This is a genomic window from Pseudomonas sp. Pse79, from assembly GCF_024519615.1.
Taxonomy (GTDB): Bacteria; Pseudomonadota; Gammaproteobacteria; order Pseudomonadales; family Pseudomonadaceae; genus Aquipseudomonas; species Aquipseudomonas veronii.
The window spans coordinates 61,973-80,063 of the sequence record NZ_JALJRR010000004.1; the positions used below are offsets into that span (position 1 = coordinate 61,973).

The following is an 18,091-nucleotide window of genomic DNA, read 5'->3' on the forward strand; positions in this document are numbered from 1 at the left end:
AGCGCTTTGCCGGTCTTGGGCCTGTCGCTATACTGCGCGTCAACTTCACGGACTAAAGAGCCGAGCTCAAGTGAACCGGCCCACGCCAGTAAAAACCGACAACTTCTTCCTGCTGATCTTCCGGGCACTGCGCCACCGCCGTGTACCGATCGCATTACGCATCGCCAGCCATAACGTGATCCTGGTCGCCCTGGCCCTGGTGATCTACGCCTGCGTGATGGGTTTGCAGTTCAAACAGGCCATGCACGAACAAGCCGATGCCCTGGGCGAGAGCTTGACCACCCAGACCGCCACCTCGGCGACCGAGCTGCTGGTGTCCAACGACATCCTCAGCCTCAACGTGCTGCTCAACAACCTGACCAAGAACCCGCTGGTGGCCCACGCCGCCATCTACAGCGTGGACAACCGGATCATGGCCGAAGCCGGGCAACGCCCGAAAAACGGCCTGCTGGGTGAGGCCGAAGGCCTGTACCAGAGCAATATCACGTTTCAGGATGTGAAAGCCGGCCAATTGCGCATCAGCCTGGACATGCAGCAATTCCAGCAGCCGATGACCATCAGCCTGCAAAGCATGGGCATCCTCAGCGCGATCCTGCTGGCGCTGGCCCTGGCCTTGAGCCTGCGCCTGGGGCGGCATATCTCCACGCCGTTGATGCAACTGCGCATCTGGCTGCGGGATATCGACGAGCACACCCCGGCCACCGATCGTCAGGACGAGATCGGCGACCTTGCGCGCCAGCTTCACGCCAGCTTCGCCCCGGAACCGGTGGTACACGAGGTTGAACCCGAGCCCGAGTTCGACGACAGCGATTACGACGAACCTGCCTTTGAAGTGCACAACCTGCGCGACCCGGGTTTTGACGAAAGCGCGCCGGTCGCGGGCCTGAAGCCTGCGCCACGCCATGTAATCAAGGCCGAAGAAGACGAACTGGACGACGAAGACCCGTTCGCCGACCTGCGCGACACCTCGGCCAGCAGCCCGGCCATCGCGCCGAAGCCCGTGCCGGCAAAGAACACCGAACCCCAACACAGTGCGGTCCTGGCCGTGCAACTGGGCGCCCAGGACCAACTGCGCCGCCTGCCCCGCGCCCGCCTGACGGAATTGCTGGAACGCTACCGCGACTGCCTCGACCAGGCCGCCTCGCTCTACCAGAGCGAGCTGCACACCCTGAACGATGGCAGCACACTGATGCTGTTCCACAGCGAAGACAGCGGCGAAGACTACCTGACCAACGCCATCTGCTGCGGCGAACTGCTGCGCGCCCTGGGTCATGAGTTGCAGATCGAAGTGGCCGACAGCGGCATCACGCTGCAACTGCAACTGGGCCTGACCGTTGGCGACGACCTGTTCGGCATGAGCCAGATCGACCTGCTACTGACCGAAATCGCCCAGGACGCCTTGGCCCTGTCCCAACACAGCCGCAACCTGCTGCTGGTGGAGCGCAAGATCAGCGAAGACACGCTGATCCGCCAACGCGCGCGCATCCGTCCGATTGCCAGCCCCGAGGGCGCCAGTTGCGTAGAGCGCTTGATGGAGCCGTATCCGTCGATGCTGGAGCGGCAATTGGCGCGGATGCACGAGTCCCGTGCCAAGCCCTGACTGACATGTGAGAGGGGGCTTGCCCCCGATGACGGCGCGTCAGTCAAAACGGCGGCAACTGACACATCGCTATCGGGGGCAAGCCCCCTCCCACATTTGGACGCCACAAGCCTCAAGTAAATCGCGCACAAACAAAAAGGCCCGCTGAATAAGCGGGCCTTTTGGGTTGGAGCCATTCAGATCAGAACCTGAACACTTCCATATCCGTGCGGATCGGCGTAGCCATCGGCATTTTCGGTTTCCCCGGAGCCGCCGGTTTGGCCTGTACCGGCGCTTGCTTGCGCGGCGCCTCGGCGACTGGTGGCTGGTTGGCCAATGGCTTGAGGGCCACCGACAACTGCTGCGCCAGATGCTGCAACAGCACGCCCTGGGCCTGGACCTGGGACGCCGTGGTGCCGGCATGCTCTTCCTGCAGATGCACGATGCGGCTATCACGCACCTGGCCGCGGCGGTCGATCAAGCGCCATTGCGCATCGAGGATCGCCGGTTGCGAGGTGCCGGAGTCGAGTCGGGTAATGGTCAGCAACACCTGCACATCCGGGGAAAAACCGGCGGGCGCGGGCGCCAGGACCACACGCTGACTGTCCAACTGACCCGCCACCTGGCGCAACATCAGCTGATTGATGTCGGACGACAAACTGCCCGCCCAACGACCATCGGTGGAACCTTGCAGGCTGCCGTCGTTCTGACGTTGCAGCAATGTTTCGCGTTGCAGGTAGTCAGCGACGACGACCGGGCCGAGCAAGACGGCCATGCCGGCCGATTGAGCTGGCTGAGCGGGACTTCCGCTGTCCAGCTGGTACAGCGACACCGGCTGGTGCGTGCTGCAACCCGCCAACCCCAGAAGGCCAGCGAGCATAAAAATAAAAGGAAGGCGTGGAGCAGTCATCATCCCATCCAGGCGGCTGCCACAAGGCAAACCACAATGTAATACTAAAAATAACCTAAACACGCTCGGCCACGCCGGCGCTGGAAAGGCCATATCATCCGTGAATATGCGCCATGACTCCAGCGCGAAAGCGTCGATCTACGCGTTAAATCGTAGATCAAGAGCTCTAATCCGCGCTAAACCGGCGTTTCCACCAGTAAAGCATCCACGCGCTGGAAGCCACGAGGCAGTTTATTACCGCGTCGGCCACGCTCGCCCTTGTAGTGCTCAAGATCGTCAGGGCGCAGCGACAACGTGCGCTTGCCGGCCTGGAGCACCAGGGTAGAACCTTCCGGGATCACTGCGATGTCTGTCACGTACTCTTCGCGACTGGCCACCCGCTCGCCGGGAATACCAATGATCTTGTTGCCTTTGCCTTTGCCCAACTGCGGCAAGTCGCTGATCTTGAACACCAGCAAACGCCCTTCCGTGGTCACCGACGCCAGCCAATTACCCTCGCGATCGTCCACCGGCCGCGGCAGGATCACCTTGGCGTTATTCGGCAGGCTCAACAGTGCTTTACCGGCTTTGTTCTTGGCCTGCAGGTCTTCACCCTTGACCACAAAGCCGTAACCCGCGTCGGAGGCGATCACATACAGCGAGTCGTCGTCCGGCAGCAGCACGCATTCGAAACTCGCCCCCGGTGGCGGCGTCAGGCGCCCGGTCAACGGCTCGCCCTGCCCGCGCGCAGACGGCAAGGTGTGGGCCGGCACCGAGTAACTGCGCCCGGTGGAGTCGATAAACACCGCAAACTGGTTGGACCGCCCGGCGGCGGCGGTCTTGAAGCCGTCGCCAGCCTTGTACGACAAGCCGGTCGCATCGATATCATGCCCCTTGGCGGAACGGACCCAACCCTTTTCCGACAGAACGACAGTAATTTTCTCGTTTGGCAGCAGCTCGGTTTCTGTCAGCGCTTTCGCTTCGGCGCGCTCAACGATCGGCGAACGGCGGTCGTCGCCATAGGTCTCGGCGTCTTTGATCAGCTCGCTGCGCACCAGCTTCTTGAGCTTGGTTTCGCTGCCCAGCAGGGCTTGCAGCTTGGCTTGCTCCTTGAGCAACGCGTCCTGTTCGTCGCGCAGCTTCATTTCTTCCAGTCGCGCCAACTGACGCAAGCGGGTGTCGAGGATGTAGTCGGCCTGGATCTCGCTCAGCTCGAAACGCGCGATCAGCTCGGCTTTCGGGTGCTCGGCGGTACGGATGATGTGGATCACTTCATCCAGGTTGAGGTAGGCAATCAGCAAGCCGTCCAACAGGTGCAGGCGGCGCTCGACCTTGTCCAGGCGGAACTGCAGGCGACGACGCACGGTCTGGACGCGGAACTCCAGCCACTCCACCAGCAGATTGCGCAGGTTCTTCAGCTGCGGCTTGCCGTCCAGGCCGATGATGTTGATGTTGACCCGGTAGCTGGACTCCAAGTCGGTGCTGGCGAACAGATGCTGCATCAGCACTTCATGGTCGACCCGGCTGTTGGTCGGAATAATCACGATGCGGCACGGGTTTTCGTGGTCGGACTCGTCGCGCAGGTCAGCGACCTGCGGCAATTTCGACGGTTTGGCCTGCATTAGCGCGGCGATCTGTTCCAGCACCTTGGCGCCGGACACCTGATGCGGCAACGCGGTGACGATGATGTCGCCGTCTTCGACGTGGTACACGGCGCGCATACGCACCGAGCCCTTGCCGGTTTCGTACATTTTCAGCAGGTCGGCACGCGGCGTGATGATTTCCGCTTCGGTCGGGTAATCCGGGCCCTGGATGTGCTCGCAGAGCTGCTCGACCGTGGCTTTGGGTTCATCGAGCAAGCGCACGCAGGCCGTGGCGACTTCCCGCAGGTTGTGCGGCGGTACGTCGGTGGCCATGCCGACGGCGATGCCGGTGGTGCCATTGAGCAGGATGTTCGGCAAACGTGCCGGCAACACCAGGGGCTCGTCGAGGGTGCCGTCGAAGTTCGGGCCCCAGTTCGCGGTGCCCTGGCCCAGTTCGCTGAGCAGCACTTCCGAATAACGCGACAGGCGCGCCTCGGTGTAACGCATGGCCGCGAAAGACTTGGGATCATCCGGCGCACCCCAGTTCCCCTGGCCATCTACCAGCGTGTAGCGGTAGCTGAACGGCTGGGCCATCAGCACCATGGCTTCATAGCAGGCCGAGTCGCCGTGGGGGTGGAACTTACCGAGCACGTCACCGACGGTACGCGCCGACTTCTTGTGCTTGGAATCTGCGTCCAGGCCCAACTCACTCATGGCGTAGATGATGCGCCGTTGTACGGGCTTCAGGCCATCGCCGATATGCGGCAAGGCACGGTCCATGATCACGTACATGGAGTAGTTGAGGTAGGCATTTTCGGTGAAGTCAGCCAGCGACCGGCGTTCTACGCCGTCTAAGCTGTCTGCGAGGATGTCACTCATGCGGGCCTCATCATTGTTTGGTAAGGCGCAGCGGAAATGCCGCGGCGCCGGGTCAATTCAAAACAGGGGTGGCTCATGGCTGGGCGCTCCAGCCACCGGCGGGGGCGGCGAAACGATAGACCACCGGGCGTTTTTCGCCATCGGCGCGGGCGCCGAAATTATTGTCGATGCCCAACCAGGCACCGTCTGCATCCAGCACCAGGGCTTCGGCCAGGCCATAAGGCTGGGCGTAGCGCCGTTCGGGCGTCAGGGTCTCGTCGGCGAACGACCAGCACAGCTCGACCTTGGCCGTGAGCGCATCGCGCCGACAAATCTGGAACGCATTGCGCTCCAGGGTAAACAACTTACCGTTGAACAGCGCCAGGTCGGAAAAGTCCTTGGACACCGCCTTGGCACTGGGAAACTGTGCCGGCTGCACTTCCTGGCCGGCCTCGCTCAACAGCACGCACGCGCCCGCGCAATCCCACACGCTTTGCTGGCGCTTGATGGAAATCAGCCCGCGCCGTTCACGCTCCGCCGCCAGCCAGATCTGATTGCCCTCGGGGTTCACCGCGAGGCCTTCGAACAACGCATTGAAATGCAGCAACATGCCGCTGGCGCGGGCTTCACGCACCATGCCGGGGGCGATCTTCAACCACTCGGGCGCACCGCTCGCCGGCACTTTCAGCACCGCCGCATGGGCTTCGCTGACCACGTAGCGGTTACCCGCGGCATCGCAGCCGATGCCTTCAAAATCCAGGTCGCCGCCGCGAATCAGCGACGCCGCCTTGGTGCGCGAACGCAGCCCCCAGGGCAGGCCGGAGTCAGGCACGGGCGGCACGTCGAGCTTGACCGTTTCGGCCTGCCAGGTCGGCGCGCTGATATCCAGGCGGTAGATCTGGTCGTCGTCGCGGTCGGAAACCGTCCACAACGCGTTGCCACACAAAGCCAGGCCCGACAGGTTACCGCCGCGCATGCCGTCCACCGGGTGTTCGGACACCAGCTTGAGCTCAGCCACGGGCGCGGCGACCGCCTGGGTGGCCGCCAACCCGCTCAACATCAGGATCGCCAGGGCGAAACCTGTACGCATCAGCCCAGGACCTCGGCGAGGTTGCCCTTGGACTCCAGCCAGGACTTGCGGTCCGGCGCGCGTTTCTTCGCCAGCAGCATGTCCATCATTTCCGAGGTGGCAGCGAAGTCGTCCAGGGTCAACTGCACCAGGCGCCGCGTGTTCGGGTCCATGGTGGTTTCGCGCAGTTGCGGCGGGTTCATCTCACCCAGGCCTTTGAATCGCGTGACCTGCGGCTTGCCGCGTTTCTTCTCGGCGATCAGGCGGTCGAGGATGCCATCGCGCTCGCCTTCGTCGAGGGCGTAGAAAATCTCCTTGCCCAGGTCGATACGGTACAGCGGCGGCATCGCGACGTAGACGTGACCGGCGTCCACCAACGGGCGGAAGTGCTGCACGAACAGCGCGCACAGCAAGGTGGCGATGTGCAGACCGTCGGAGTCGGCGTCGGCGAGGATGCAGATCTTGCCGTAGCGCAACTGGCTCATGTCCGCCGCGCCGGGGTCGACGCCGATGGCCACGGCAATATTGTGCACTTCCTGGCTGGCCAGGACTTCGCTGCCGTCGACTTCCCAGGTGTTGAGGATCTTGCCGCGCAACGGCAGGATCGCCTGGAATTCCTTGTCCCGCGCTTGCTTGGCGGAACCGCCGGCGGAGTCACCTTCCACCAGGAACAGCTCGGAGCGCATCGGGTCCTGCCCGGCGCAATCGGCCAGCTTGCCCGGCAGTGCCGGGCCCGCCGTGATGCGTTTGCGCTCGACCTTCTTGCTGGCCTTGAGGCGACGGCCGGCGTTGTTGATCGCCAGTTCCGCCAGGGCCAGGCCCAATTCCGGGTGCTCGTTGAGCCACAGGCTGAACGCATCCTTGACCACACCGGAGACAAACGCCGCCGCCTCGCGGGATGACAAACGTTCTTTGGTCTGGCCGGAGAATTGCGGCTCCTGCATTTTCATCGACAGCACGAACGCGATGCGCTCCCACACGTCTTCCGGCGCCAGCTTCACGCCGCGCGGCAGCAGGCTGCGGTATTCGCAGAACTCGCGCATGGCGTCGAGAAGGCCCTGGCGCAAGCCGTTGACGTGGGTGCCGCCCTGGGCGGTGGGGATCAGGTTGACGTAGCTTTCCTGCACGCTGTCGCCGCCTTCGGGAAGCCACAGCAGCGCCCAGTCGACGGCTTCTTTGTTCCCGGCCAGGCTGCCGCAGAACGGCTCGTTGGGCAGGCGTTCGAAATCGCTGACGGCGTCTTCCAGGTAGGAGCGCAGGCCGTCTTCGTAGTGCCACTCGACCTTTTCGCCGCTGCCTTTGTCTTCAAAGGTGACCAGCAGGCCCGGGCACAACACGGCCTTGGCCTTGAGCACATGCTTGAGGCGGCTGACGGAGAATTTCGGCGAATCGAAGTATTTCGGGTCCGGGGCGAAGTACACGCTGGTGCCGGTGTTGCGCTTGCCAACGGTGCCGATCACCTGCAGGTCGGTGGCTTTGTAGCCATCGGCGAAGGTCATCTCGTATTCGTTGCCGTCGCGCTTGACCCGCACCCGCACCAACGTCGACAGGGCGTTGACCACGGAAATACCGACACCGTGCAAGCCACCGGAGAACTGGTAGTTCTTGTTGGAGAACTTGCCGCCGGCGTGCAGCTTGGTGAGGATCAACTCGACGCCCGACACCCCCTCTTCCGGGTGAATGTCCACCGGCATGCCGCGACCGTCGTCGGACACTTCCAGGGAGTGGTCAGCGTGGAGAATGACATGCACCGACTTGGCGTGCCCGGCCAAGGCTTCGTCGACGCTGTTGTCGATGACTTCCTGGGCAAGGTGGTTCGGCCGACTGGTGTCGGTGTACATGCCGGGGCGTTTGCGCACCGGGTCGAGGCCCGAGAGGACTTCGATGGCGTCGGCGTTATAAGAGCTAGCGCTGGGAGTGGCCATGGGGTCTCGTCGTGAGTCGTTCGATTAAAAAGTGACCTGCGGTTTCCAAGGCAATTACAGTGCCGAGAAATCGAAGGATTGATACTGATCCGCGCCAATGCCGGCAAAGCTCAACAACGCCGGCAACTGCCGGGCAAACCCCTGGTAACCGTGGTCGCCACCGGCCTGGATGCGCAAGGCACAGGCCCGGTAATACTGCTGGGCGAGGCGATAATCCAGGGTTTCGTCCCCGGTCTGCAACCACACCTGATAACGCGCGGCATCCTGGGGCGCCGGGACTTCCAGCTCGGCCAGCGCCGTGACGTGATCGTGGGTCAGTTCCCAGGTTTCATCGGTATAGAGGTTCTTCTGGGTGCCCAGGTAACCGTCGAACATCCGATGGGGGCTGACCGCCGGGTTGACCAGCAGCGCCTTGAGGCCATGGCGCTCGGCAAGACAGGTTGCATAGTAGCCGCCGAGCGAGCTGCCGACCAGCAGCGGCCGCCCCAGTTCTGCGATGGCCGCCTCCAATTGAGGAATCGCCTGGCGAGGGTGGTGATGCAGGGCCGGCACGCGCAGTTGGTCGGCCAGGCCGAGGGTGTCCATCACGCGGATCAACTGGCTGGCCTTGTTCGACGCAGGCGCGCTGTTGAAACCGTGGATATACAGGATCGAAGCGGACATGCCGGGCTCTCCGTGCTTGCGCCAAAAAGGCGCAGTTTACAGGGATCGGAGTGGTGAGTCCCCTGTCTTCCCCTCCCACCTTCAGTAGCCGTTGCTGGCGTAATCCACGGTAAAGGCAAAGCCTTTGACCCGTTCCACCCCGGTCTCCAACCGCCCGTCGGCATGCAGACGCAGCCAGCGATAGCCCGGCGCCTCGGTGCTGACGTTGAAGTCCTCGCTGCCCGGCGTGAACTGGATGCAGGTGGACGGCGACGCCAGCAGACGCACGCCGTTGCGCTCGCGGTCGATCTCCTGGTGTACATGCCCCCAGAGCAAGGCCCGGACCTGAGGGAAACGGTCCAGCACGGCAAACAGTGCCTCGGGGTTGCGCAGGCCGATGGGTTCCATCCACGCACAGCCGACGGGCACCGGATGATGGTGGAAACACACCAGATGATGGCGGTGCGGCGCTTCGCTCAAGGCTTGGGCCAGCAGTTGCAGTTGGCTGTCCTGCAGATAACCCGGCACCGAACCGGGTACGGCGGAGTCGAGCAGGGTAATGCGCCAATTGCCGACGTCGACCACCGGTTCCAGCAGGTCGCTGTGCAGGGCGGCGTGGGCCATGATCTGCGGCTCATCGTGGTTGCCTGGAATCCAGCGCGCCGGCACGCCAAAGGGCGCGGTCATCTCCCGGAAGTGCTGATAGGACGCCAGCGTACCGTCCTGGGACAAGTCCCCCGTGGCCAGCAGCAAGTCGATCCGGGGCTGCTGCTCGCGCACCAGGCCGATCACCCGTTGCAAGCTCTCACGGGTGTTCATGCCCACCAGCGTGGCGTCGGCCTCGGCAAACAGATGGCTGTCGGACAGTTGCACCAGCAATGCCGGTGCATCGGGGGTCACGGTGGGTACGCGGGGCAAGGTGCTCTCCCAAGGCAATCACAGGAATGGACGTATGGCGCGATTATGCTGGGGCAGGACACAAAGAGGAAACCCAGGGAAGCAGATGCAGTTCACATCTACCGCACGACTTCGAACTCGTGGCCCAGGGCCAGGCAGTGACTCAACCATTCACCGAGGAACACATTGAGCTGTGCTTTCTCATCGGGCTGGTGCATGAACACATTGGGGTAAGGATAGATGCTGCGAAAGCGTCGCGCATGTTCGGCGCTGATGACTTCGGCCATTCGCGCATCGTGGTACACCTGCACTTCCAGTTGCGGCACCGGCAGCCATGGCAGGCTGTGCTCCTGGCGCACGCGCAGGGTGGTGGTGTACGGGCAATTGACGATGACTTCCAGGGTCAGCACGCCGAGCATCTGGTCGCCATGGGTCACGGCGATGCGCCGTGCCTCGGGCGTGTGGCGCATGTCCGGCAGCAGGCGCATCAGCCGCGCATAGTTGGCCTCGCAGGCGGCTTGCAGCCCGATCAGGTCAACCCGGTATCGTTCCCGTGCCTTTACTGCCATAACCCCCTCACTTCCGCGCGATTGAGCGCTAGCCATTGCAAGGCAATAATGCTGGGCGCATTGGATATCCGACCATCACGCACCGCTTGCAAGGCATCTTCGAAAGCCCAGGTGCTGACGCGGATATCTTCTGCCTCCTCTTCCAGTCCATGGACGCCACCGGCGCCCGAACTGTCGCAACGGCCCAGGTACAAGTGGACGAATTCGGTACTGCCGCCGGGCGAAGGGAAATATTGGGTGATCGGCCACAGTGCGGAGAATGTCAGTCCAGCTTCCTCCTCGGCTTCGCGGTGTGCAACCTCCTCCGGTTGTTCGTCCTTGTCGATCAGGCCGGCGACCATTTCCACCAGCCACGGGTTGGCGGCGCGGCCCATGGCGCCTACGCGAAACTGCTCGATCAGCACCACTTCATCGCGCTGCGGGTCGTAGGGCAGCACGCACACGGCGTCATGCCGCACGAAGACCTCGCGGTTGATCACCCGGCTCATGCCGCCGTCGAATTTTTCGTGGCGCAGTTGCACGCGATCGAGCTTGTAGAAACCCTGATAGGCATTGTCGCGCTGAACAATCTCGATCGTGCTCGGCGTCGATTTCGCGATGTCCGTCATATCCTTCCTCGTTATGCCCGTGCAATTGGCGCCATCCTAACGCGCTCCCGCCCGTTGGCGCAGCCCCTTTACGGTTGCCGGGATAGACGGCGGGCGTCAAACTCACTCTAATGAGCTTAGTGGCGAACTGACTGCCATGCCGGTAGTCGAAGCTCCACGAATTTCGCTCTTATCGACGGACGAAGACCCTACATGTCACTTTTAAAAATCGCCTCCGTGGCGTGTATCGCCTTGACGCTCGGCGCCTGCCAGAGCCTGTTCCAACCGAACTACAGCACCCCGCTGGAAGCCACCCGCGACGCCAGCGAGCAAAGCAAGCCGGACTGCGCCAACGCCGATTGCCCGCTGGTGAATATCGACACCGTGCATTTTGCCAAGGAGCCCAAGCTCGACGCACTGATCGAACAACGCCTGCTGGAAATGACCCGCACCCGGTCGAGCGACCCGTTGCCGTCGAGCCTGGCGACGTACCGCGAGCAGTTCCTGAGCACCGCCGCGCCACGCAACAGCATGTACTTGCAGGCCAAGGTACGCGAGCAGCATGACGGCTTGGTGATCATCGAACTGTCCAGCTACCTGGACCAGGGCGCCACCCACGGCGAACCGGGCCGCGCCTTCATCAACTATTCGCGCCCGCAGCAAAAAGCCCTGTCGCTGAGCGACATGCTGCTGCCCGGCAAGGAAGAAGCATTCTGGAAGGCCGCCCAGGTGGCGCACAACAGCTGGCTGATCAGCACCCGCCTGAGCCTGGAGCCGGAGTTCGTCAAGCGCTACCCGTTCCAGAAAACCCCGAACGTGGCGCTGACCTCCGCCAGCGTGACCCTCAAGTACCCCACCACCACGATCGCGCCGTATGCCCTGGGCCACATCGAGCTGCAGATTCCTTACTCGCGCCTGGAAGGCATCATCAAGCCTGAGCTGGTGCCCGCGCGCCGCTGAAGGCGCGCCCGAGGATGAACTGCAACAGCCCTGCCAGCGCCAGTGCCGGCAGGGTCGCGCCGATATCCGGATACAGGTTGGCCAGCAAGTGGTAGGTGCCGATGCCGCCCAGCCAGGCCAGCAGCGCCGTCCAGCGTAGCGTGGCAAGCGCGCCCTGGCCGCGGCGGCGCAGGATGAAATGATCGACCAGCACCACACCAAACAGCGGCGCGAATACCGAACCGATCAACAGCAGAAAGTTCTGGTACTGCGCCAACGGAGCAAAGCAGGCGATCAACGTGCAGAGCACACCGATGGCCAAGGCCAGGTGCTCGACCTTCAGGCGCAACAGAATCCCGCTGGAGACGGCTGCCGAGTGAATATCGGCAAAGGCGTTTTCCGACTCATCCAACAGGATCAGCAACAACGGAATCCCCAGCCCCGCGCCGGCCAGCGCCAGCAACAGCGCGTTGACTTCACCGCTCGGCGCAAACGCCAGGGTGTAGGCCACGCCCAGGCTCATCAGCCAGAAATTGCCGATAAAAAAGCCCAGCGCCGTGCCGCCGAACACGCTTTTCGCGCGTTTGCCGAAGCGCGAATAATCGGCGATCAGCGGCAGCCACGACAGCGGCATGGCGATGGCGATGTCAAACCCCACCGCGAAGGGCATCGAACCGTCACCGGCCTGGGCCCATAGCGTGGCGAGATCGGCTTTGGCGAACAGGTTCCAGGTCAACCACAGGCAGGCCGCGAGCAGCAGCCAGATGCCCCATTTACGCAGGATCTGGCGCACGAACGTCAGCGGGCCACTGACCGCCAGCAAGGTCGCCAGGCCACCGAAAAACAGGGTCCACAGCATCGGGCTGGCCAACAGGCTGGCGTCGCTGAAGGCCCGCGCGCCCAACAGGCTGGCGGCATCGCGCATGACGATGATTTCAAACGCGCCCCAACCGATCAGTTGCAGCAGGTTCAACAATGCCGGCAGGCTCGCGCCTTTGGCGCCGAGGCTGAGCTTGAGCGCGGCCATGGCGGACAGCCCGGTGTCGCTGCCGATCACGCCGACAGCGGCGAGCAGCAGCACGCCGACCAGGGTGCCGAGGAAAATTGCCAGCAACCCACCGGCCAGGCCCAGGCCGGGCGCGAGCAGCGCGCCGGTTTGCAGGACCATCAGGCCGATGCCGAGGGAGAACCACAGGGAAAACAGATCGCGGGCGCCGAAAACGCGTTTGCCGGTCGGTACTGCGATGTCGGGGGAATAGGTGCTGGGTTGAATGCTCAAGGATGGAATCTCTGAGGGGCATTTGTTGTTTGAAAGATTGTTATCGGGGGCAAGCCCCCTCCCACACTTGAATGTGTTCACAATTCAAAATGTGGGAGGGGGCTTGCCCCCGATAAGGCCCTTGAAAGCGCCTACAACCTCGGATCAGACCTTCTTGTAGAGCTGGCTGCCTTCCTGCTTGAACCGCTCCGCCTGCTCGGCCAAGCCCTTGGCCACCTCCACATCCACCGCATCGATGCGCTGGTTGGCCGCGTACTCACGCACTTCCTGGGTGATTTTCATCGAGCAGAACTTCGGCCCGCACATCGAGCAGAAATGCGCGACCTTGGCCGAGTCCTTCGGCAGGGTTTCGTCGTGATACGAACGCGCGGTGTCCGGGTCGAGGCCGAGGTTGAACTGGTCCTCCCAACGGAACTCGAAGCGTGCCTTGCTCAGTGCGTTATCGCGGATCTGCGCGCCCGGATGACCTTTCGCGAGATCGGCTGCATGGGCGGCGATCTTGTAAGTGATGATCCCGGTCTTCACGTCATCCTTGTTCGGCAGGCCCAGGTGTTCCTTGGGTGTGACGTAGCAGAGCATGGCGCAACCGAACCAACCGATCATCGCCGCACCGATGCCGGAGGTGATGTGGTCGTAGCCCGGCGCGATGTCGGTGGTCAGCGGGCCGAGGGTGTAGAACGGCGCCTCGTCGCAGCATTCGAGCTGCTTGTCCATGTTTTCCTTGATCAGTTGCATCGGCACGTGGCCGGGGCCTTCGATCATGGTTTGCACGTCGTGCTTCCAGGCGATCTTGGTCAGCTCGCCGAGGGTTTCCAGCTCGCCGAATTGCGCGGCATCGTTGGCGTCGGCGATCGAACCCGGGCGCAGACCGTCGCCTAAGGAGAAGCTGACGTCATAGGCCTTCATGATTTCGCAGATTTCGTCGAAATGCGTGTAGGTGAAGTTCTCTTTGTGGTGCGCCAGGCACCACTTGGCCATGATCGAGCCGCCGCGGGAGACGATGCCGGTAACGCGCTTGGCGGTCAGCGGAACGTAGCGCAGCAGCACGCCAGCGTGGATGGTGAAGTAGTCGACGCCCTGCTCGGCCTGTTCGATCAGGGTGTCGCGGAACAGCTCCCAGGTCAGGTCTTCGGCGGCGCCGCCGACTTTTTCCAGGGCCTGGTAGATCGGCACTGTGCCGATCGGCACCGGCGAGTTGCGGATGATCCACTCGCGGGTTTCGTGGATGTGTTTGCCGGTGGACAGGTCCATCACCGTGTCCGAGCCCCAGCGAATGCCCCAGGTCAGTTTCGCCACTTCTTCTTCGATGGACGAGCCCAGGGCGCTGTTGCCGATGTTGCCGTTGATCTTCACCAGGAAGTTACGGCCGATGATCATCGGTTCCAGTTCGGTGTGGTTGATGTTGGCCGGGATGATCGCGCGGCCGCGGGCGATTTCTTCGCGCACGAATTCCGGGGTGATGATCTTCGGCACGCTGGCGCCGAAGCTGTAGCCGGCGTGTTGCTGGTCGAGCAGGCCGCTGGCGCGGGCTTCTTCGAGCTTCATGTTTTCGCGGATGGCGACGTATTCCATCTCGGCGGTGATGATGCCTTTGCGCGCATAGTGCATCTGCGTGACGTTGGCACCGGCCTTGGCGCGGCGCGGGTTCTTCACATGGGCGAAGCGCAGCGCGGTCAGTTCGGCATCGGTCAGGCGTTGCTGGCCGAAGTGCGAGCTCAGGCCCGACAGGCGTTCGGTGTCGCCACGCGACTCGATCCACGGCGAGCGCACATCGCCCAGGCCCTTGCGCACATCGATGATGACGTTGGGGTCGGTGTAGGGGCCGGAGGTGTCGTAGACCACCACGGGGGCGTTGATCTCACCACCGAAATCGGTGGGGGTGACGTCGAGGCTGATTTCACGCATCGGCACGCGGATGTCCGGACGGGTGCCTTGCACGTAGATTTTCTGCGAGCGGGTAAACGGTTGCACGGAGCCGGAGTCGACCTTGGCCGATTCACTCAAATGCACGGTATTTTTTGGTTTTGTACTCATCACGGGCTCTCCAACTATCCAGGCGGTGGATTTTTGTCGGAGCGAACCTGTGGCGGATGGACGCACTGGAAGCAGTGCTGTGCTGGGTACTCGAGGGTTGTTCGAAGGTCGAACAACATCCCGGACAAAGCACAAGAGGACTCGCCGGGTGACGAGAAATCTTGTTCCCTACGCAGGCGTTAACCTGATCAGGTTCAACGGGATCCGGTATTTACCGATCTCAGCCTTCCAACAAGGCACCCCGACAAGAACCCGGCCAGTCTAGACAGGGTGAGGGCAAATTGCCAATAACGGAGCATTCAGCGTGATGAATGGCGCAATTGCAGGATTGTTGCGCCGTGTAACCACCACTACACTCGGTGACTGCCCCGACGCTTGACGCCAGGAATGGCCAACCGTAGCCTTGGGCGTTAAATTATCATCGTAATATTAAAACTAGGGATCAATTCATGCTGCGCAAACTCTCACTGGCTCTCGCCGTGTCTTGTGCGACCAACGGAATGGTCTGGGCAGCTGAAGCGCCCTTGTCCGCCCGAACCGACCTGGTCAGCGTCTACCAGGAAGCGGTGGACAACAACGCCGACCTGGCCGCCGCCCGCGCCCAGTACGGTGCGCAGAAAGAAGTGGTGCCCCAGGCCCGCGCCGGCTTGCTGCCCAACCTGTCGGCCGGTGCCGATATCAACAATTCGCGCACCCAGATCGACACCCCGGCCGCCACCGCCAACCGCGACGCGCATTCCTGGCGTGCGACCTTGAGCCAGCCGCTGTTCCGCGCCGACCGCTGGTTCCAACTGCAAGCCGCCGAAGCCGTCAACGAACAGGCTGCGCTGCAACTTTCAGCCACCGAACAGAACCTGATCCTGCAAAGCGCCGAGAACTACTTCGCCGTGCTGCGCGCCCAGGACAACCTGGCCTCCACCAAGGCCGAAGAAAGCGCCTTCAAGCGCCAACTGGACCAGTCCAACGAGCGCTTCGACGTGGGCCTGTCGGACAAGACCGACGTGCTGCAATCCCAGGCCAGCTACGACACCGCGCGGGCCAACCGGATCGTCGCGCAACGCCAGGTGGACGACGCCTTCGAAGCACTGATCGCGCTGACCAACCGTCAATACAATTCGATCCAGGGCATTGTGCATACACTGCCGGTGCTGCCGCCGCTGCCGAACGACGCCAAGGCCTGGGTCGAAACCGCCGGCCGCCAGAACCTGAACCTGCTCGCCAGCAACTACGCCGTCACCGCCGCCGAGGAAACCCTCAAGCAGCGCAAGGCCGGGCATGCGCCGACCCTGGACGCCGTGGCGCAGTATGAAAAGGGCGATAACGACGCGCTCGGCTTCAGCAACCCGAATGCCTTCGGCACGCCTTATGGCGGCGATGTCTCGCAACGCACCATTGGCCTGCGCCTGAATATCCCGCTGTACAGCGGTGGCCTGACCAGCTCGCAAGTGCGCGAATCGTACTCGCGCCTGGGCCAGACCGAGCAGCAACGCGAAGGCCTGCGCCGCCAGGTGGTGGAAAACACACGCAACCTGCACCGCGCGGTCAACACCGACGTGGAGCAGGTGCAGGCACGCCGCCAGTCGATCATCTCCAACCAGAGCGCGGTGGAAGCCACGGAAATCGGTTATCAGGTGGGTACGCGCAATATCGTCGACGTGCTCGACGCCCAGCGCCAGCTCTATGCGTCGGTGCGCAACTACAACAACAGCCGCTACGACTACATCCTCGACAACCTGCGCTTGAAGCAGGCAGCCGGCACGTTGAACCCTGGGGACCTGCAAGACCTGACGCGTTATCTCAAGGCCGACTACAACCCGGACCGCGACTTCCTGCCGCCGGACCTGGCCAAGGCCGCCGCCGAGCAGCTCAAGGCCCGCCCGGGTTATTGATCGCACCACAGAACCAATGTGAGAAGGGGCTTGCTCCCTTCCACATTTGGATCGGTATTGCGTCAGTGAGTTATCAGGCGATCAAGGCCATCCAACAATCGCTTCAAAGCGCCCTGGTTGGCCTGCATCACCTTAAGCCCCGCCTGCGCCATCCGCTGGGCATCCTGCGGTAGCTCGAACAGCTGCCGCACGGCCTCGGCCAAACCTTCGGCATCATCCACCTCACGCAACGCCCCGGCGTCGCGCAGCATTGCGCTGATTTCGAGGAAGTTGAACCGGTGCGGCCCCATGATCACTGGCTTGCCCAACGCCGCCGGTTCCAGTGGGTTGTGCCCGCCGGTCGCGACCAGGCTGCCACCCACCAACGCGCTGTCGGCCAAGGCATACAAAAACAGCAACTCGCCCATGGTGTCGCCGAGCAACACGGCGGTGTGCGCGGTGACCGGCTCGCCGCTGGAACGACGCACCGTGGCGAACCCTTGTCGCTCGCACAGCTCAAACATCGGGCCGAAGCGTTCCTGATGGCGCGGCACCAGAATCAGCAGCGCATTGGGATAGCTGGCGAGCAGTTGGCGATGGGCCGCCAGCACCACCTCATCTTCGCCTTCGTGGGTACTGGCGGCGATCCACACCGGGCGCTCGCCGGCGCCCCACTGTTCGCGCAACGCGGCCGCGCGCGCCAGCAGTTGCGGGTCGATGGTCAGGTCGAACTTGATCGAGCCGGTCACTTGCACCGTGTCCGCACGCGCACCCAGGCTGCGGAAACGCTCGGCCTCAGTCTCGGTCTGCACGGCGATCAGACTCATTTCTGCCAGCATCGGCGCCGTCAGTCTGGCAAAACGTGCGTAGCCCTTGGCCGAACGCGCCGACAAGCGTGCATTGGCCAGCGCCACCGGAATCCCGCGCTGGGCGCAGGCGTGGATGTGGTTGGGCCACAGTTCGGTCTCCATGATCACCGCCAGTTTGGGCTGGACACGGTCGAGAAAACGCTTGGCCGCGCAGGGCAAGTCATAGGGCAAGTAGCAATGCTGGACGCGCGGTTCATCGGCGAACAATGCCTGGATACGCTCGGAGCCGGTGGGCGTCATGCAGGTGACCGTCATCGGCAACCGCGGGTAACGCTCCAGCAGGCCACGGATCATCGGCGCGGCGGCGATGCTCTCGCCCACCGACACCGCATGCACCCAGATCCCGCCCGGTTGCATCCGCGGCAAGCCGTAGGAAAAGCGCTCGCCCACGCGCTTGGCGTAGGCCGGCGCCTTGCGCGCACGCAGCCATAGACGTAAAGCCACCAACGGCAGCGCCAGGTAAAACAGACAGCTGTAGAGAGTTCTATTCATGGCGGCGGAGTT

General features: G+C 63.0%; 14 protein-coding genes and 1 riboswitch. Of the genes, 3 read left to right on the forward strand and 11 right to left on the reverse strand.

Annotated features, from left to right (window positions below):
- The first annotated feature begins 70 nt into the window (after nucleotides 1–70).
- Entirely contained in the window at nucleotides 71–1,600 is a 1,530-nt protein-coding gene (locus NR164_RS07375; protein WP_256822552.1) for an AhpA/YtjB family protein, read from the forward strand.
- A 181-nt stretch (nucleotides 1,601–1,781) separates the two neighbouring features.
- Here NR164_RS07375 and NR164_RS07380 read toward each other — a convergent pair whose 3' ends face one another.
- From NR164_RS07380 to NR164_RS07415, 8 genes are all read right to left on the reverse strand, one after another.
- The gene (locus NR164_RS07380) at nucleotides 1,782–2,492 is read right to left on the reverse strand and encodes a membrane integrity-associated transporter subunit PqiC (protein WP_026140384.1); all 711 of its coding nucleotides are present in this window, start codon (nucleotides 2,490–2,492) and stop codon (nucleotides 1,782–1,784) included.
- A gap of 173 nt (nucleotides 2,493–2,665) precedes the next feature.
- Complete coding sequence (gene parC / locus NR164_RS07385) at nucleotides 2,666–4,930, reverse strand: DNA topoisomerase IV subunit A (protein ID WP_017849774.1); 2,265 nt, start codon at nucleotides 4,928–4,930, stop codon at nucleotides 2,666–2,668.
- A 73-nt stretch (nucleotides 4,931–5,003) separates the two neighbouring features.
- On the reverse strand, nucleotides 5,004–5,999 hold the full coding sequence (locus NR164_RS07390; protein WP_079442716.1) for an esterase-like activity of phytase family protein: 996 nt from the start codon (nucleotides 5,997–5,999) through the stop codon (nucleotides 5,004–5,006).
- The gene (gene parE / locus NR164_RS07395; RefSeq protein ID WP_046384916.1) at nucleotides 5,999–7,903 is read right to left on the reverse strand and encodes a DNA topoisomerase IV subunit B; all 1,905 of its coding nucleotides are present in this window, start codon (nucleotides 7,901–7,903) and stop codon (nucleotides 5,999–6,001) included. Before parE ends, NR164_RS07390 begins: the two co-directional genes overlap by 1 nt.
- Before the next feature lie 54 nt (nucleotides 7,904–7,957).
- Nucleotides 7,958–8,566 carry a YqiA/YcfP family alpha/beta fold hydrolase gene (locus NR164_RS07400; protein WP_017849777.1) on the reverse strand — a complete coding sequence of 203 codons (609 nt, stop codon included), beginning with the start codon at nucleotides 8,564–8,566 and terminating at the stop codon, nucleotides 7,958–7,960.
- Between the two features lie 81 nt (nucleotides 8,567–8,647).
- Nucleotides 8,648–9,463 carry a 3',5'-cyclic-AMP phosphodiesterase gene (gene cpdA, locus NR164_RS07405; protein WP_102617182.1) on the reverse strand — a complete coding sequence of 272 codons (816 nt, stop codon included), beginning with the start codon at nucleotides 9,461–9,463 and terminating at the stop codon, nucleotides 8,648–8,650.
- Between the two features lie 98 nt (nucleotides 9,464–9,561).
- Nucleotides 9,562–10,011 carry a DUF1249 domain-containing protein gene (locus tag NR164_RS07410; RefSeq protein WP_003209507.1) on the reverse strand — a complete coding sequence of 150 codons (450 nt, stop codon included), beginning with the start codon at nucleotides 10,009–10,011 and terminating at the stop codon, nucleotides 9,562–9,564.
- On the reverse strand, nucleotides 10,002–10,619 hold the full coding sequence (locus NR164_RS07415) for an NUDIX domain-containing protein (RefSeq protein WP_017849779.1): 618 nt from the start codon (nucleotides 10,617–10,619) through the stop codon (nucleotides 10,002–10,004). The genes NR164_RS07410 and NR164_RS07415 overlap by 10 nt, the downstream gene beginning before the upstream one ends.
- Nucleotides 10,620–10,811: 192 nt before the next feature.
- Here NR164_RS07415 and NR164_RS07420 point away from each other — a divergent pair, with 192 nt between their 5' ends.
- Nucleotides 10,812–11,558 carry an RsiV family protein gene (locus NR164_RS07420; RefSeq protein ID WP_046384917.1) on the forward strand — a complete coding sequence of 249 codons (747 nt, stop codon included), beginning with the start codon at nucleotides 10,812–10,814 and terminating at the stop codon, nucleotides 11,556–11,558.
- Here NR164_RS07420 and cytX read toward each other — a convergent pair.
- On the reverse strand, nucleotides 11,527–12,816 hold the full coding sequence (gene cytX / locus NR164_RS07425; protein ID WP_079442715.1) for a putative hydroxymethylpyrimidine transporter CytX: 1,290 nt from the start codon (nucleotides 12,814–12,816) through the stop codon (nucleotides 11,527–11,529). The two genes, NR164_RS07420 and cytX, sit on opposite strands and share 32 nt — an antisense overlap.
- 144 nt (nucleotides 12,817–12,960) lie before the next feature.
- Nucleotides 12,961–14,850, reverse strand: a complete 1,890-nt coding sequence (gene thiC / locus NR164_RS07430) for a phosphomethylpyrimidine synthase ThiC (RefSeq protein WP_046384919.1) — start codon at nucleotides 14,848–14,850, stop codon at nucleotides 12,961–12,963.
- A gap of 148 nt (nucleotides 14,851–14,998) precedes the next feature.
- Nucleotides 14,999–15,104: riboswitch (TPP riboswitch) on the reverse strand.
- Nucleotides 15,105–15,299: 195 nt separating this feature from the next.
- Here thiC and NR164_RS07435 point away from each other — a divergent pair.
- Entirely contained in the window at nucleotides 15,300–16,739 is a 1,440-nt protein-coding gene (locus tag NR164_RS07435; RefSeq protein WP_046384920.1) for a TolC family outer membrane protein, read from the forward strand.
- A gap of 62 nt (nucleotides 16,740–16,801) precedes the next feature.
- Here the strand turns inward: NR164_RS07435 and waaA are convergent, their stop codons facing one another.
- Nucleotides 16,802–18,079 carry a lipid IV(A) 3-deoxy-D-manno-octulosonic acid transferase gene (gene waaA, locus NR164_RS07440; RefSeq protein ID WP_256822553.1) on the reverse strand — a complete coding sequence of 426 codons (1,278 nt, stop codon included), beginning with the start codon at nucleotides 18,077–18,079 and terminating at the stop codon, nucleotides 16,802–16,804.
- Nucleotides 18,080–18,091 lie beyond the last annotated feature (12 nt).

What these genes read in the sequence shown, in the direction of transcription:
- NR164_RS07380 (WP_026140384.1), bottom strand. Translation starts at nt 2,492, where the DNA reads ATGATGACTGCTCCACGCCTTCCTTTTATTTTTATGCTCGCTGGCCTT.
- parC (WP_017849774.1), bottom strand. Translation starts at nt 4,930, where the DNA reads ATGAGTGACATCCTCGCAGACAGCTTAGACGGCGTAGAACGCCGGTCG.
- NR164_RS07390 (WP_079442716.1), bottom strand. Translation starts at nt 5,999, where the DNA reads ATGCGTACAGGTTTCGCCCTGGCGATCCTGATGTTGAGCGGGTTGGCG.
- parE (WP_046384916.1), bottom strand. Translation starts at nt 7,903, where the DNA reads ATGGCCACTCCCAGCGCTAGCTCTTATAACGCCGACGCCATCGAAGTC.
- NR164_RS07400 (WP_017849777.1), bottom strand. Translation starts at nt 8,566, where the DNA reads ATGTCCGCTTCGATCCTGTATATCCACGGTTTCAACAGCGCGCCTGCG.
- NR164_RS07410 (WP_003209507.1), bottom strand. Translation starts at nt 10,011, where the DNA reads ATGGCAGTAAAGGCACGGGAACGATACCGGGTTGACCTGATCGGGCTG.
- NR164_RS07415 (WP_017849779.1), bottom strand. Translation starts at nt 10,619, where the DNA reads ATGACGGACATCGCGAAATCGACGCCGAGCACGATCGAGATTGTTCAG.
- NR164_RS07420 (WP_046384917.1), top strand. Translation starts at nt 10,812, where the DNA reads ATGTCACTTTTAAAAATCGCCTCCGTGGCGTGTATCGCCTTGACGCTC.
- thiC (WP_046384919.1), bottom strand. Translation starts at nt 14,850, where the DNA reads ATGAGTACAAAACCAAAAAATACCGTGCATTTGAGTGAATCGGCCAAG.
- NR164_RS07435 (WP_046384920.1), top strand. Translation starts at nt 15,300, where the DNA reads ATGCTGCGCAAACTCTCACTGGCTCTCGCCGTGTCTTGTGCGACCAAC.
- waaA (WP_256822553.1), bottom strand. Translation starts at nt 18,079, where the DNA reads ATGAATAGAACTCTCTACAGCTGTCTGTTTTACCTGGCGCTGCCGTTG.